This is a genomic window from Liquorilactobacillus ghanensis DSM 18630, assembly GCF_001435235.1.
GTDB classification, from domain to species: Bacteria; Bacillota; Bacilli; order Lactobacillales; family Lactobacillaceae; genus Liquorilactobacillus; species Liquorilactobacillus ghanensis.
Map to the genome: position 1 here is coordinate 25,557 of NZ_AZGB01000016.1, position 14,114 is coordinate 39,670.

Consider the following 14,114-nt stretch of genomic DNA (forward strand, 5'->3'; position numbering starts at 1 on the left):
ATGGATTCTATGGATTCAATGGAAGGAGTTAGAAAGGCAGCAATTCTTTTAATTTCTTTAGGTTCTGAAACCTCTTCGAAAATCATGAAATTGTTGCCGGAAAATCTCATAAAAAAGCTGACCTATGAAATTGCCAATATCGAATCAGTTGATTCTGATGAGCAAACGCAGGTTCTTAATGAAGTAGTTAACACCATGCATGCGCATAAGTATGTTTTAGATGGTGGAATTGACTACGCTAAAAATTTACTGATGCAATCAGTCGGGCCACAAAAGGCTAAGGAAATTCTGGATTTATTAAAGCAAATCCAATTAAAAGAGCGGCCGTTCGATATTGTGAGGCGAGCGGATGTTAAACAGTTAGTTAACTTGCTGTCTGATGAGCACCCGCAAACAGTGGCACTGATTTTCTGCTATTTGCAATCAGGCAAAGCTGCTGAGGTTCTTTCAAATTTTCCGCCAGATAAACAGGCAGATATTGCAGAACGAATTGGAACGATTTCCAGCGCTTCACCAGCAATTATCAAACAAGTTGAAAAGGTAATTGAAACCAAGTTTTCAAGCTATGTTGAGAGCGATAGTGAGAATATTGGCGGAGTTAAGACTTTGGTTGAGATTTTGAATTCAGTTAGCCGGAGTACTGAAAAACATATTCTGGGTGATTTGGAAAAACGGCAGCCTGAATTGGCCAGTGAAGTCAAAGCTAGTCTATTTACCTTTGATGATATCGTTACACTTGATTCGCGGGATGTGCAGAAAGTTTTGCGGGATGTTGAAAATGATGTCTTGGTATTGGCGCTTAAAGGTGCCAATGATCAAATCAAAGACTTTGTATTCTCCAACTTGTCAACACGAGCTGTTGAAAACATTAAAGAAGAAATTGAATTTTTGGGACCTACACGATTGTCGAATATTGAAGAAGCTCAACAGAAAATCGTTGGTGTTATTCGTCACTTAGATGAAGCTGGTGAGATTATTATTCAAAGAGGTGGGCAAGATGAAGTTGTCAGCTAAAAGCATTTTGAAACAAGCAGCTGTGGCTGAATCCGGTCAAGCTAAGGCAATTATTACTAAGCAGCCTCAAAAAGAAAAGTCTGCCACAGCGGATGAAAAATTGTGGCTGGAAGATGGAACTTTAAATCCGCAAACTAATCTGATTTCGTCTGAGAAAAAGGTTGAGCTTAAGTCAATTCGTCAGCAGGTTCTCGATCAAGCTCATCAAGATGCTGAAAAGTTAAAAAAACAAGGTTATCAGGCAGGAAATGCTGCTGGTCAAAAGGCCGGGTATCAAGCGGGCTATCAAAAAGGACTAGCAGCCGGTCAGAAGTTGGCCGAGCAGCTAACGGTTCAAGCCAAACAAAATGTTAAATATTCTTTAACGGCTGCGCATGATTATGTTGTGGATAAGCAAGCTGAATTAATGAAGTTTGCAGTTGAGATGGCAGAAGTGCTGGTAAAAAGAAAATTAGACCAAGATCCAGCGGCAATTAGTGCCTTGTTAGAACCAATGTTGCTAAAAATGCAGCAACCGGAACAACTGTTAACTATCCATGCTCATCCGCGGTATCACCAACAATTGGAACGTCAGATGAAACTGGAAAAACAAAAATTACCTGGATTTCGTTATTTGATTTTAGATGATGCTGATAAATCAGCTTATCAAGTATCGGTTGAATCAGACGAAGGATTGACTTCATTTGATTTAGCTCAGGAATTAGAGCGGTTTTTACAGCAGACTGAGAAATGAGGGTTTTGATGGAATTTTCTTTACCATTGTCAAACTATTTGAAACAAGCACAGAAACATCATTTTTTCTTTACATATGGAAAAGTTAGTGAAGTTGTCGGCTTGTTGATCAAAGTTGAAGGATTAAATGTTTTTATTGGTGAAGTTTGTGAAGTTGAAGTTAATGAATCAGGAAAAATAGCTCGAGCTGAAGTTGTCGGTTTTGTTAAAAAAACAGTTTTGCTGATGCCTTTGGGCGAACTGAATGGGATTGGTCCTGGATGTTTAGTTCGTCCAACTGGTCGTTCACTTTCAGTTCGGGTTGGCCGTTCTTTATTAGGACATACACTTGATGGTTTAGGTCGGATAATCGATGGCGCTCCAATTGATAAAAATGACTTGATAAATTATCCCGTTCAGCATGATTCTCCCGATCCGTTTCGTCGACGACCCATTAGGCAAATATTGCCGACGGGAGTTCGTCCGATAGATGGTTTGTTAACAGTTGGTGAAGGGCAGCGACTAGGGATCTTTGCCGGCAGTGGGGTTGGCAAAAGTACCCTGCTAGGCATGATTGCTAAATTCAGTGAAGCTGACGTGATTGTGATCGGGTTGGTCGGTGAACGTGGTCGTGAGGTTAGAGAGTTTATTGAGAAAGATTTGGGTGAAGAAGGTTACCGCAAAGCCGTTGTTGTCTGTGCAACTTCAGATCAACCGCCATTAGTCAGACTCAAAGGTGCATATGTGGCAACTGCAATTGCTGAGTATTTTCGTGACCAAGGGAAAAAAGTTGTGTTGATGATGGATTCAGTTACGCGTTTTGCAATGGCACAGCGTGAAATTGGTTTGTCAGTTGGCGAACCACCGACTACTAAGGGTTATCCACCGTCCGTTTTTGCGATTTTGCCTAAACTGTTAGAACGTAGTGGCACCTCATCCCAAGGTTCAATTACTGCCTTTTATACTGTTTTGGTTGAAGGCGATGATATGAATGAACCAATTGCTGATGCTGTCCGAGGAATTTTAGATGGTCATATTATTTTATCACGAAAAATAGCCAGTCAAAATCATTATCCGGCAATCGATATTCAAAATAGTTTAAGCCGTTTGATGAAGGACCTAGTTGGTGAAGAACAGTATAAGGCAGCAGGTGAATTACGTGAAAATATGACAGTTTATGCTAATGCAAAAGACTTACTGGATGTTGGAGCGTATAAACCTGGAACTAATGCGGTAATTGATTATGCAGTTTCGCTGCATCATCCGATTGATTCATTTTTGTGTCAGCAAGTTGCTGAATTTTCTGATTATCCAACGACTATCAAACAACTTTTACAGCTTTTTGATGATCAATCAGCGGAACGACCGCAGCAAATTCAATCGACATGATAGATAGAAGGTAAATATTATTAAAAAATTCAGCTTTTCATTAAAAAATCTATTGGATTTTCGCCAACAGCAGACCGATCAAGTTAAAGAAGCTTTGCTATTGGAACAGCGTAAACTCAATGTACAACAACAAAAGTTAAGCGAGTTGCAGCAAGAAAAAAAAGAAACTTTCAAAATTGATGATTTCAATATTGGAAGAATGCAGCTGCAATATCATTATATTTTAAGTTTGGAACACGAAATTCAGATGGCAGCTGCAGCAGTTATTCAGCAGCAGCAACAAGTAGAACAAGCTAGGCAATATTTAGTAGCAGCAAAGAAAAAAAGCCAAGTATTGGAGAAATTAGAAGAAAAACAATATAACCAATATTTGCTGGATAGCAAGCACCAAGAACAATTAGTTTTGGATGAAATAGCAAATCGAAAAAAGTTTTCATTATTCTAAATATATAAGCGAAATTTAATTTGAAAGGAGGTGAAAAAATGAATGCTCACGTAGGAATAACAACAGCTATCAAATCAAAAACAGCTGGAAAGAAAAAAAAGGTAACAGCAGATCAAGCTAAGTTTAATAAAGCGCTGAATAAGTTTAAGACATCAGAGCAAACGACTACTGCGGACAAATTGATTAAGCAATTTCCTGAAAATAATAAATCAGCAGTTTCAAACAAGCGAATGACCGCTTCAAAGACAACGGAACAGGTTGATGTTTCAGATTCTATGGCAAAAGACAATTCGTTTATAGCGCCAGCAATTAAGCCAGCAGCCGATAAAACAATGTCTGCAACTACTGTTAATGGATCTGGAAATAAGAGAGAAAAAGCAGATTCAGTTATTGCAAATTCAGCTTTGGTTTTGAATTCAGGTTTAACTATTCAACCCAACTTGGGAAATAAAGATCAAACAGTTTCTGTTACTGAAAAAGTGTTACCAGCAGATCAATTTAAGGAAAATAAAGAAAGCTTTTCAGAATCCCAAGTTGGAAAAGTTAATCAGCAAACGATTGCTAAGTTGGAGCCGTTAAACTCACCAGTAGCTTCGTCAACTGCAGCAAAGCAAGCTATCCAATCAACTAAATTGAATAATTCTGCAGACGCTGAAATTAATTTATCAACTATGACAGCTGGTGAAGCCAAGAAAAACTCAGTAACTGATCAGCTTCAAAAAGATCCAGTGCTGCCAGCAAACATAGCTTCGATTGGAGCTGCTAATCCAATTGTTTCTGGGGGAAATCCAGCGCTGCCGGCTATGCCTAACGTCAATCAAGCAATTGCTGACCAAGCACCTGTTACAGATTTATCCCAAGTGCAGTCGGCAACCACAGCTTTAGCTAAAGCTGTCAATGCTACAGTTACTGGGAAAACGATAGTACCAACAACAACGCCAACTGTGATGCCTAGCGCCAGTCAAGAACTTGCCAACCAGACACCTGCCGTAGATTTGTCTCAAGTCCAATCGGCAACCACAGCTTTAGTTAAAGCGGTCAATGATGTAGTTTCTGGGAAGATGACCACAGTAACAACGCCGGCTATGACTAATACCGACTTAATGGTTGCTGGGAAACCGATAGCAACACCAGCATCATCGACTATGCCTAACACCGGTCAATCAATTGCTGAGCAAGCACCTACTGCGGATTTATCCCAAGTACAGTCAGCGACCACAGCTTTAGTTAAGGCAGTCAATGCTGCAGTTGCTGGGAAGCCAATAGCAACACCAGCATCGTCGACTATGCCTAACACCGGTCAATCAATTGCTGAGCAAGCACCTACTGCGAATTTATCCAAAGTGCAGTCGGCAACCACGGCTTTAGTTAAAACAGTCGATGCTGTAGTTGCTGAGAAACCGACAGCAACACCATCGGTTATGTCCAATGTCAATCAATCAATTGCTGAGCAAACATCTACTGTGGATTTATCCCAAGTGCAGTCAGCAACCGAAGATTTGGTTAAAGCTGTCACTGCAACTGTTTCTGAGCGGACTGCAGTACCGACAACACTGAACGCTGACCCAATAGTTGCGAAGCAAGCATATTTACCAAAAGTACAAGCGGAAAATCAAGTCAAAACTACTAGCGTTAACGCTTCTGAGAAAGATTTAATGCAATCAGCAATTGCCTTGCATAATGCAATGCAGGGTGGTTCGGGATTGAAATCAAGTGCTGCAGAGGGAAAAATTGAAAATAATCAGCAGCTAGTAGCTGGTTTGGCTGATAAGGTCAGTAAACAAGCGGTTCAGGTTTCTGATAAGAATATTTCAAGTTCAAATGATTTATCTGCTCCACAACCTGCTTTGCCTGAACAAGGCGTAGCTGCACCAATTCCAAATCAGAATATAGAACATAGTTTTAAAGCTGGGCAAACCAGTTTGTTGGACTTAATGCAGCCTGAACACGCAGTGCAAACGCCTGTTTCAGCTGGAACTGTTATTTCAGAAGGAATGACTGCAAAAGCACCAGTTGCCAGTTCAGATCAAAAAATATTATTTGATAGCAAAGTATTGCAAACGGCGGCACTAAATGTTGCTCCAACTGGGAAAACTGATTTTACTAATTCGGTGACTAGCGTTAAACAAAATTTAACTTGGAATACAACAGACACTGGTGGTCAAGCACAGTTAATTAATAATTTAACTAAGGAAATTTCAACATTGACTATTCCAGGAAGCAAGACGGTAACAATTAAATTGTCACCAGAGAATATGGGAAATGTTGAAATTACTATGAAAGCTGCTCAAAGCCAAGTTTCTTTAGAAGTTAAAGTGCAAACGACGGCGGCTAAACAATTACTAGGAACGGTAATGGACAAGTTGGAACAAGTTTTGCAAAATCAACCATATTCAGCTGATGGTAATAATGCGATCAAAAATGCGACGGCGGTCAATCAACCGAATTTATCAACGGCTAACAATACATTTTTTGACTTTAATGGTTCACAGCAGCAGTTTAATGGGCGACAATCACGACATAATTTTTCTGCGGCAGCTGCCAAGTTTGCCGATGCAGTGCCTAAACAATCAGCTGAAGTTCAACAATCTGATTTGCGAAAAAGTACGATTAGTATTTTAGCCTAAACAAGAGAGGAGGGAGTTATCGTGAATAATAGTTTAACTGATGGGATTGCATCGTTGGCTAGTTCAAGTATTTACAATGCTGATACTGCTAATTCCAGTACGACAGTTTCAATGGATGATTTCTTGAAAATTATGTCAGCGACAATGAGTAATCCATCGATGGATGATAGCGGCTCGTCTGGCGGCGGTTCAAGTACTGATTATATGACTTCATTAGCTCAGTATGAAAGTTTAAATACTTTAATGGAAATGAACAAATCTTTGTCTGCTTCGGTAGCTGTTCAGCAACAGCAAGAAGCATTAGGAATGTTGGGCAAACAAGTTTCACTGCTTGATAATGGTCAGCAGGTTAGTGGCAAAGTAGAACAAGTGAAATTTGCCAATGGTTTGGCTACTTTAGTAGTTAACGGTCAAGAGTATCAAATGAGTTCTTTGAGCGAAGTGGGTGAGGACAAGTAATGTTGGATAGAATTGCTGGTATTGCTTCTAATGATCAACTTGGTTTAAAAGCATCCTCAAAGCCTAAACCTCAGGCTCAAATTTTTAATCAAGTACTGCAGCAAAAAAAAGCAGCAATTAATGTTTCCAAGCATGCTCAACAACGATTGGTATCGCGAAACTTGCAATTAAAACAAGAAGATATACACCAGTTGTCAACGGCGATGAATGAATTGCAGGCAAAAGGCAGTAAAGAATCATTGCTGGTTTATAAAAACATGGGGATCATTGCTAATGTTCAAAATCGAACAATTATTACAGCAATGGGGATGAATGAATTAGGAACAGTAACAAATATTGATAGTACTAAATTTATTAAATGATTAAACGGCTGGACCGTAAGGGGGCCGTTATGTTTCCTGAATGACGGAAGGAAACGACAATTTAAGGTTAATAATATGAGGAGGAATTGATCATGTTAAGATCACTTTATTCAGGTGTTAGTGGGTTAAAAAGTATGCAGACAGATTTGGACGTGGTAGCTAATAATATTGCGAACGTTAATACTCCAGGGTTCAAATCCAGTCGGGCAATGTTTCAAGATATGGTTAGTCAGACACTTTCAGATGCAACAGCTCCATCACAGAATTCAGGCGGAATCAATCCAAGACAGATTGGTTTAGGAACACAAGTTGGTTCAATCGATACAATAACTACTAACGGAGCTCCCAAATCGACGGGAAGAAGTTTGGATCTATATATTAACGGTGGCGGTTATTTTGCGGTTCAAGGAACAGGTACAACACCACAAACTTACTATACTCGCGTTGGGGCTTTTGAACGGGATGCTAACGGTGATCTAGTGACAACTAGCGGTGGGATGAAAGTTTTAGGCTGGACCCAAAACCCTGCTGTCTATAACGGAACGACTAATATTACAACTACGGGGAATCCAGGAGTAATCAATATACCAAATGCGATAAATGGTAATCAATATAGTGCCGGATCATTGGCAATTGACCAAAACGGTTTAATTACAGCGACTTATGGCAATCAAAAATACGCTATTGGCGAGTTAGCATTTGCTAATTTTACGAACCCTGAAGGCTTGGAAAAAGTCGGTGATACGCAGTTTGCAGCTACGGCTAATTCTGGGGCAGTAGCTTATTCTCCTTCTGGTTCTAATGGAATTGGTTCACTTATTTCTGGTGAATTGGAAATGTCAAATGTTGATTTATCGTCAGAATTTACAGAAATGATTATTGCTAACCGTGCTTATCAAGCTAATGCCAAGGTAATTACAACCTCTGATGAAGTTTTACAAAACTTGACCAATTTGAGTAGAAGTTAATTAATAATTTGATGGTGGAATGGGTGATAATCAATGGTTGAACTTACTGCGATCAATGGGGCTAGATTTTTCTTAAATCCCGATCTGATATATCGAGTTGAAGAAACACCAGATACGGTAATTACGCTAACGACAGAAAAAGTAATTTTAGTCCAAGAATCAGCTGAACAAATTAATCACTTGATTATTGCTTATCGGCGAAAAGTATTTGCTCAACTATTCAAGCATTAAAAAGGGGCGTTATTGAGGTGGAAAAATATGGCTAAAGATGGAAAAAGTTCAAAGGGAAAAAAATGGATTATTATTATTCCTTTGGTATTGATTTTAGCAATTGGCGGCGGAATTGGGGGAGATATGCTGGCGAATAAATTGCTTAATAAACCTAAAGTTGCAAAACAAGTCAATACCGGCGGAATTGCAAGCGGTGAAAAGATCGTACCAATGGATAAGTTTCTGGTGAATTTGGCAAATGATGGTTCTTCGCAAAAATATATCAGCCTTAATATTTCTTTGGTAGTTCCCAGTAAAAAAGCAAAACAACTGAAAAAAAATACGGCTTTGGTGAGAGATAGTGTAATCAATATCTTGCGACAGAAAAAAGAAAGTGACATTTTAGCTAATGCTAATAGTGTTCCTAGCTTAAAAACAGAACTGATTAACAATATTAATCAAAATTATGGTCAAAAAATTGTTGAACAGATTTTCATTACTAATTTAGTAATTCAATAGAAAGAGGCGTGAGTGAGAACATGGATATGCTGTTTACCGTAGTCAAACTGATTATTGGATTACTAATAGTAGTGTACTTGATTAATATTTTTTTGAAACTCTTAAACCACTACTCACTGCAAACCAATAAATCATTTCGCATTCTACAAAAGATTCCGGTCAGTAAAAGTTCGTCAATCGGTGTTGTCCAAGTGGTTGATCGAGTTTATGTGATGAGCTTTTCAGAACAGCAAAACCAAATTCTATTTGAATTACCAGCTGAGGAAGCTCAGAAGTTATTAACCGAAGTTCAACTATCAACTGCAGCGGAACCAAAAAAAATGCAACAAAATTTTGCGTTGATTTTAGAACGAGTTAAGCAAAGTTTAGATAATAAAAAGAGGAAGTAACCGATGAAAAAAAAGCTGACATTTCCATTATTAACCGGATTAGCTACTTTGCTTTGGCTTTTGATTCCAGCGACGCCTGTGTTTGCGATCAGCACCAGCGGAATTTCATCGGCTGTTAATAATCTATTTGGGGGTAATAACGGCTCAAGTCAAATTATCAATACTTTTTTGATGTTGACCTTATTATCAGTTATCCCATTATTGCTGATTATGACAACTTCTTTTACTAGGATCATCATGGTGCTGTCATTTACACGGAGTGCATTGGGAACACAACAAAACCCGCCTAATCAAGTTTTGATCGGGCTGGCTTTGTTTTTGACTTTTTTCATTATGCGGCCGGTTTATACCAACATTTACCAGCAGGCGGTTGTTCCATATGAACGTCAACAGATTACTCAGCAGCAGGCAGTTGATCGATCTGAATTGCGGATGAAAAAATTCATGTATAAGCAAACTCGTCAAAAAGATATTCAATTGTTTGTGAAGCAGAGTTCTACACCGAAACGTGAGTATCATTCATACAAAAAAATTCCAATGACAATTATTACACCGGCTTTTATTCTGAGTGAGTTGCGAACGGCCTTTAGTATCGGATTTTTAATATTTATTCCCTTTTTAATTATCGATATGGTTGTTTCAAGTGTACTGATGTCAATGGGTATGGTAATGCTGCCGCCGGTAATGATCTCTTTGCCATTTAAGATATTATTGTTTGTCTTAGCTGATGGCTGGTATTTGTTAGTTGAGTCATTAATTCAAAGCTTTAAATGATTTTAGGAGGAAAATACAATGTCGCTGGAAATGGTCATGGATGTTTTACGGGATGCATTTATCAGAACTTTATTAATTTCAGCACCCGTTTTACTAGTTGGAATGATAGTTGGCCTAGTTATTAGTATTTTTCAGGCGACTACACAGATCCAAGAGCAGACACTGAGTTTTGTTCCTAAACTAATTGCTGTTTTATTGACTTTGATTCTAGCAGGAAATTTTATGCTTAATATATTGCTGGAGTTTACGAAGTATATTTTCCGGTTGATTTCTTCCCTATGAGGAGCTGAATTTAGTGATTACAATGGCTGAAGTTCAAATTATCGCTTTATTGCTCTGTCGGATTATGTCCTTTATTGCTTCAGCACCAATTTTTTCCCAAAAGGCTTTTCCAAATCTAGCTAAGATAATTATTGGTTTCAGCCTGATTATGGCAGCTTATCCGTTGGTTGCCAAATATCAGTCAACCAGTAATGAGCTAGTTTTTATATTATTGGCAGCTAAAGAAATTTTAGTCGGGTTGGCAATGGGATATTTAAGCCAATTAGTATTTAGTGCCGTAACGATTGCTGGTCAAATGATTGATTTTCAGGTAGGTTTTTCAATTGCTCAAGCATATGATTCAACTTTTCAGATGATGTCTTCTCAATTTGGCCGGGTGTATTACTGGTTGGCTACCGCAGTTTTTTTTATGCTGGATTTTTATCAGCAATTACTTATCGGCGTTATTCGTTCCTTTAAAATCATTTCTTTGACTGGCGGTACAGCCGATGGAGCAACGATTGAAGGTGTTGTCCGGTTGTTTTGTCAGACAATGGTGATGGCTTTAGAGTTGGCAGCACCGATGGTAGTAGCGATGCTGGTGGTTAATTTAATGCTGGGTGTTATTTCAAGGTCAATTCCGCAGATTAATGTGTTGATGCTTAGCTTGCCGTTACAAACTGGTCTTAGTTTCTTATTGATGTTATTGATATTGCCAAATATAATCAGCTTTTTTCAAGCAAATTTGCCCAACTCAGTCAATAACATGATGGATTTTATTAGATCTTTGAAATAAGGGGTATTAGATGCAAGACAAGAATGGCAAAACTGAAAAACCGACAGCGCATCGACTGCGTAAAGCACGTCGAGAAGGAAATGTTCCGCGTAGTCAAGACGTTAATTCGGCTTTAGCGTTGCTAATATTTGCCATGGTGCTAGTCCCCTTGTGGGAATACGTCATTGAACATTTTGTTCCGTATTTGGTTGAATTAATTGAACAAGCGGCTAATTATCAGCAAATGATTACTGATTTGCCTAAAATTGCCGTTCAAATTGTTTTAATGATTTTGTTTCTGTCTGCTCCATTTTTTGTCTTAAGTATGTCAATCGGCTTTTTGACCAACTTTTTGCAGGTTGGGGTGCTCTTCACGACTAAACCGCTAAAACCGGATTTTAAAAGGCTTAACCCATTAAAGGGCTTTAAACAAATGTTTAGTCTGCGGGCGCTTGAAAATTTAATTAAGACATTGGCTAAATTTGGCATTGTTGTTTACTTTTGTTATCGAAAGTTTATGGAGTATCTGCCGGGTTTTTATAATTTGAGTGATATTGAGCTGCCGCAAGTATTGATGTTTGTTTTGAAGTTTGCCCAGGCGTTATCGTTGCAAACGGCAATTGTTTTGTTGATTATTGCATTCTTTGATTATGGCTATCAATTTTATAGCCATCGACGTGATCTACGAATGACAAAGCAAGAAGTTAAGGATGAATTTAAGCAGCAAGAAGGCGATCCGCGGCTTAAATCACAACGGCGGTCAAAATATGCTGCAATGGTTCGCAATTCATTAAAACAAGTTAAAGATGCAACGGTTTTGGTAACCAACCCGACGCATTTAGCATTAGCTATCAAGTATGATGCCGGTAGTGAAGGAGTGCCAATTCTATTAGCAAAAGGGGCAGACCATTTAGCCCAGCAAATGCGAGCAGAAGCCCGAAAATATCACGTCCCAATTATTGAAAATCGACCGTTGGCATGGGCTTTATATGGCAAGGTCGAACCTGGAGATTTTGTTCCGGTTGAACTTTATAAATCGGTCGCAGAGGTTATTGCATTGGTTTATAAGTTGAATGAAGAAGCTAAAGATAAAATTTGAGAGAGTTGAGGAGGAGAAGAATTTATGAATCGAGTATTCGGCAAAAAAATGACTAGATCGGACATCTGGATATCTTTTTTGGTGTTGGCGATTATTGCATTGATCATCATTCCTTTGCCGGCAGCACTATTAGATGTTTTGATAGTAATCAACTTGACGCTCTCAATGAATATTTTGCTGATTACCTTATTTACCAAATCGGTTTTGGAGTTTTCGTCATTTCCGACTTTATTGCTGTTTACGACAATGTTTAAGTTGAGTTTAAATATGGCTTCGACCAGATTAATTTTGACAGCCGGCAGTGCCGGACAGGTAATTAGTGCTTTTGCCAATGTAGTTACGGGGAGCAACTACATTGTCGGAATAATTTTATTCGTCATTATTATGATTGTTCAGTTGGCTGTTGTGACTAATGGTACTGGTCGAGTTGCGGAAGTTTCTGCTCGTTTTACTTTGGATGCTATGCCAGGAAAACAAATGGCGATCGACTCTGATTTGAATTCAGGTTTATTAGACGAAAAACAAGCGCGGAAGAAACGAGACGATTTGCAGCGAGAAGCTGACTTTTACGGTTCAATGGATGGTGCCAGCAAGTTTGTTAAAGGTGATGCGATTGCCAGTGTATTAATTGTTTTGATTAATTTGATTGGTGGACCAATTATTTTTGCAGCTGGTGGAAAGATGTCAATCGTTCAGGCTTTGAGTCAGTTCGGTAAATTATCAATCGGTGATGGTCTAGTAAGTGCCATTCCATCCTTGCTGATTTCGATTGCTTCTGGGGTAATTGTTACCCGTTCCGCAAATCAGACTTCTTTTGGCGCTACTTTGTCTGGGGATTTATTACGTAATCCACAGCTGTTTCGAATCGTTGCTGCTATTTTATTGATTTTATCAGTTATTCCAGGTTTCCCTTTTATTCCGTTTGCTTTAATGGGAATCGTTATGTTTGCCGGCAGTTCGTTGGTCGAAAGAAATACAGTTCAACAAACACAAGCCAAGAAACGCCAGCAGCAGCAATTAGAGCTAAAGAAAAAGCGGACCAAACAAGAGCCAGAGGAATCAGTTGCTTCATTCCAGGTAGAACCGCTAGCTATTGAGATCGGCTATGGGTTGATTCCGCTGGTTGACAATACGATTGAAAATAGTTTAATGGATCGCATTGTTTCAATTCGTCGGCAAATTGCCAAAGAACTTGGGATCTTGATCAGCCCGGTTCGGATTCGCGATAATTTATATTTGGATTCAAATGGCTATTCGATCAAAATTCGTGGGAATGAGGTAGCTAAAGGAAAGATTTATCCAGATAAATTTATGATTATTGCTCAAAATGACGGGCATTTTCCATTTAAAGGTATTCCAACTAAAGATCCTGCTTTTCATCTAGATGCTTTATGGATCAATGCTCAAGATAAAGAGCAAGCAGAGCTTCAGAACTTTACGATTATTGAACCATTGACAGTAATTGCTACTCATTTAAAAGAGGTTATCAATAAGCATGCACCGGAATTACTGGGTCGGCAAGAAGTTAAAAAATTGCTGGAAGGAATTAAGGGTCAGTCCGGCGTTGTAATTGATGAATTAATTCCAGATATTATGCGTTTGGGTGAAGTTGAAAAAGTTTTGCAGAATTTATTAGCTGAACAAATACCGATTAATGATTTGGCTACTATTTTGGAAACCTTGGCTGATTACGGCACGATCACCAAGGATGCGGAGATGCTGACTGAATATGTTCGGCAAGCTTTAAAACGAACAATTGCTGCTCAATATGCTGATGAAAATAAAACGATCAATATTGTAACGGTTCATCCACGAGTTGAAGAGATGGTTGCTCAAAATATTCAGAAGACACCGACCGGTTCATATCCGATTCTTAAATCAGAAACAGTTAACCAGATTTTAACGGCTGTTGGTAAAGTCCAGCAAAGTTTATTGGTTAAGGATACTAAGTTTGTGATCTTAACTTCACCCAAGATCCGTTTAGTATTTAAGAAGTTGATTTCAATGAATTATCCAGATATCGCTGTTATTTCATTAAATGAAGTTCCTAATGAAATCAAAATTGTAACAGTTGGCACAATTGAACTTTAATGATTGATTCGAGCGGAAGGG

16 protein-coding genes are annotated in these 14,114 nt (G+C 38.7%); all 16 read left to right on the plus strand.

Annotation, left to right across the window (positions count from 1 at the left end; translation table 11 throughout):
- The first annotated feature begins 9 nt into the window (after positions 1-9).
- The 16 genes from fliG to flhA all read left to right on the plus strand — a co-directional run bounded on the left by fliG (position 10) and on the right by flhA (position 14,093).
- Complete coding sequence (gene fliG / locus FC89_RS05640; protein WP_057871929.1) at positions 10-1,014, plus strand: flagellar motor switch protein FliG; 1,005 nt, start codon at positions 10-12, stop codon at positions 1,012-1,014.
- Positions 998-1,747, plus strand: a complete 750-nt coding sequence (locus FC89_RS05645) for a FliH/SctL family protein (RefSeq protein WP_057871581.1) — start codon at positions 998-1,000, stop codon at positions 1,745-1,747. Before fliG ends, FC89_RS05645 begins: the two co-directional genes overlap by 17 nt.
- A gap of 8 nt (positions 1,748-1,755) precedes the next feature.
- Positions 1,756-3,114 carry a FliI/YscN family ATPase gene (locus FC89_RS05650; protein WP_057871582.1) on the plus strand — a complete coding sequence of 453 codons (1,359 nt, stop codon included), beginning with the start codon at positions 1,756-1,758 and terminating at the stop codon, positions 3,112-3,114.
- Between the two features lie 52 nt (positions 3,115-3,166).
- Positions 3,167-3,559, plus strand: a complete 393-nt coding sequence (locus FC89_RS05655) for a flagellar FliJ family protein (protein ID WP_057871583.1) — start codon at positions 3,167-3,169, stop codon at positions 3,557-3,559.
- A gap of 38 nt (positions 3,560-3,597) precedes the next feature.
- The gene (locus tag FC89_RS05660) at positions 3,598-6,186 is read left to right on the plus strand and encodes a flagellar hook-length control protein FliK (RefSeq protein WP_057871584.1); all 2,589 of its coding nucleotides are present in this window, start codon (positions 3,598-3,600) and stop codon (positions 6,184-6,186) included.
- Positions 6,187-6,207: 21 nt separating this feature from the next.
- Positions 6,208-6,645 (plus strand): flagellar basal body rod modification protein, encoded by a 438-nt coding sequence (locus FC89_RS05665; protein ID WP_057871585.1) that lies wholly within the window; start codon positions 6,208-6,210, stop codon positions 6,643-6,645.
- Positions 6,645-7,007: a flagellar protein gene (locus FC89_RS05670; protein ID WP_057871586.1), complete on the plus strand. Its 363-nt coding sequence runs from the start codon at positions 6,645-6,647 to the stop codon at positions 7,005-7,007. Before FC89_RS05665 ends, FC89_RS05670 begins: the two co-directional genes overlap by 1 nt.
- Before the next feature lie 92 nt (positions 7,008-7,099).
- Positions 7,100-7,975 carry a flagellar hook-basal body complex protein gene (locus FC89_RS05675; protein ID WP_057871587.1) on the plus strand — a complete coding sequence of 292 codons (876 nt, stop codon included), beginning with the start codon at positions 7,100-7,102 and terminating at the stop codon, positions 7,973-7,975.
- A gap of 33 nt (positions 7,976-8,008) precedes the next feature.
- Entirely contained in the window at positions 8,009-8,206 is a 198-nt protein-coding gene (locus FC89_RS05680) for a flagellar FlbD family protein (protein ID WP_057871588.1), read from the plus strand.
- A 27-nt stretch (positions 8,207-8,233) separates the two neighbouring features.
- Positions 8,234-8,704, plus strand: a complete 471-nt coding sequence (locus FC89_RS05685; protein WP_057871589.1) for a flagellar basal body-associated FliL family protein — start codon at positions 8,234-8,236, stop codon at positions 8,702-8,704.
- Positions 8,705-8,724: 20 nt separating this feature from the next.
- Positions 8,725-9,093, plus strand: a complete 369-nt coding sequence (locus tag FC89_RS05690) for a flagellar biosynthetic protein FliO (protein WP_057871590.1) — start codon at positions 8,725-8,727, stop codon at positions 9,091-9,093.
- Between the two features lie 3 nt (positions 9,094-9,096).
- On the plus strand, positions 9,097-9,867 hold the full coding sequence (gene fliP / locus FC89_RS05695) for a flagellar type III secretion system pore protein FliP (protein ID WP_057871591.1): 771 nt from the start codon (positions 9,097-9,099) through the stop codon (positions 9,865-9,867).
- Between the two features lie 18 nt (positions 9,868-9,885).
- Complete coding sequence (gene fliQ, locus FC89_RS05700; protein WP_057871592.1) at positions 9,886-10,149, plus strand: flagellar biosynthesis protein FliQ; 264 nt, start codon at positions 9,886-9,888, stop codon at positions 10,147-10,149.
- 22 nt (positions 10,150-10,171) lie between these two features.
- Positions 10,172-10,924 (plus strand): flagellar biosynthetic protein FliR, encoded by a 753-nt coding sequence (locus FC89_RS05705; RefSeq protein ID WP_057871930.1) that lies wholly within the window; start codon positions 10,172-10,174, stop codon positions 10,922-10,924.
- 10 nt (positions 10,925-10,934) lie between these two features.
- Entirely contained in the window at positions 10,935-12,002 is a 1,068-nt protein-coding gene (locus FC89_RS05710) for an EscU/YscU/HrcU family type III secretion system export apparatus switch protein (RefSeq protein WP_057871593.1), read from the plus strand.
- 24 nt (positions 12,003-12,026) lie between these two features.
- A complete protein-coding gene (gene flhA, locus FC89_RS05715; protein ID WP_057871594.1) occupies positions 12,027-14,093 on the plus strand; it encodes a flagellar biosynthesis protein FlhA in 2,067 nt (688 codons plus the stop codon).
- The last annotated feature ends 21 nt before the right edge of the window (positions 14,094-14,114 follow it).

Bases quoted from the DNA above. Each gene is read 5' to 3' on its own strand.
- FC89_RS05675 (WP_057871587.1), top strand. From the start codon at position 7,100: ATGTTAAGATCACTTTATTCAGGTGTTAGTGGGTTAAAAAGTATGCAG.
- fliQ (WP_057871592.1), top strand. From the start codon at position 9,886: ATGTCGCTGGAAATGGTCATGGATGTTTTACGGGATGCATTTATCAGA.
- fliG (WP_057871929.1), top strand. From the start codon at position 10: ATGGATTCAATGGAAGGAGTTAGAAAGGCAGCAATTCTTTTAATTTCT.
- FC89_RS05670 (WP_057871586.1), top strand. From the start codon at position 6,645: ATGTTGGATAGAATTGCTGGTATTGCTTCTAATGATCAACTTGGTTTA.
- FC89_RS05690 (WP_057871590.1), top strand. From the start codon at position 8,725: ATGGATATGCTGTTTACCGTAGTCAAACTGATTATTGGATTACTAATA.
- fliP (WP_057871591.1), top strand. From the start codon at position 9,097: ATGAAAAAAAAGCTGACATTTCCATTATTAACCGGATTAGCTACTTTG.
- FC89_RS05680 (WP_057871588.1), top strand. From the start codon at position 8,009: ATGGTTGAACTTACTGCGATCAATGGGGCTAGATTTTTCTTAAATCCC.
- flhA (WP_057871594.1), top strand. From the start codon at position 12,027: ATGAATCGAGTATTCGGCAAAAAAATGACTAGATCGGACATCTGGATA.
- FC89_RS05710 (WP_057871593.1), top strand. From the start codon at position 10,935: ATGCAAGACAAGAATGGCAAAACTGAAAAACCGACAGCGCATCGACTG.
- FC89_RS05685 (WP_057871589.1), top strand. From the start codon at position 8,234: ATGGCTAAAGATGGAAAAAGTTCAAAGGGAAAAAAATGGATTATTATT.
- FC89_RS05650 (WP_057871582.1), top strand. From the start codon at position 1,756: ATGGAATTTTCTTTACCATTGTCAAACTATTTGAAACAAGCACAGAAA.
- FC89_RS05660 (WP_057871584.1), top strand. From the start codon at position 3,598: ATGAATGCTCACGTAGGAATAACAACAGCTATCAAATCAAAAACAGCT.
- FC89_RS05645 (WP_057871581.1), top strand. From the start codon at position 998: ATGAAGTTGTCAGCTAAAAGCATTTTGAAACAAGCAGCTGTGGCTGAA.
- FC89_RS05705 (WP_057871930.1), top strand. From the start codon at position 10,172: ATGGCTGAAGTTCAAATTATCGCTTTATTGCTCTGTCGGATTATGTCC.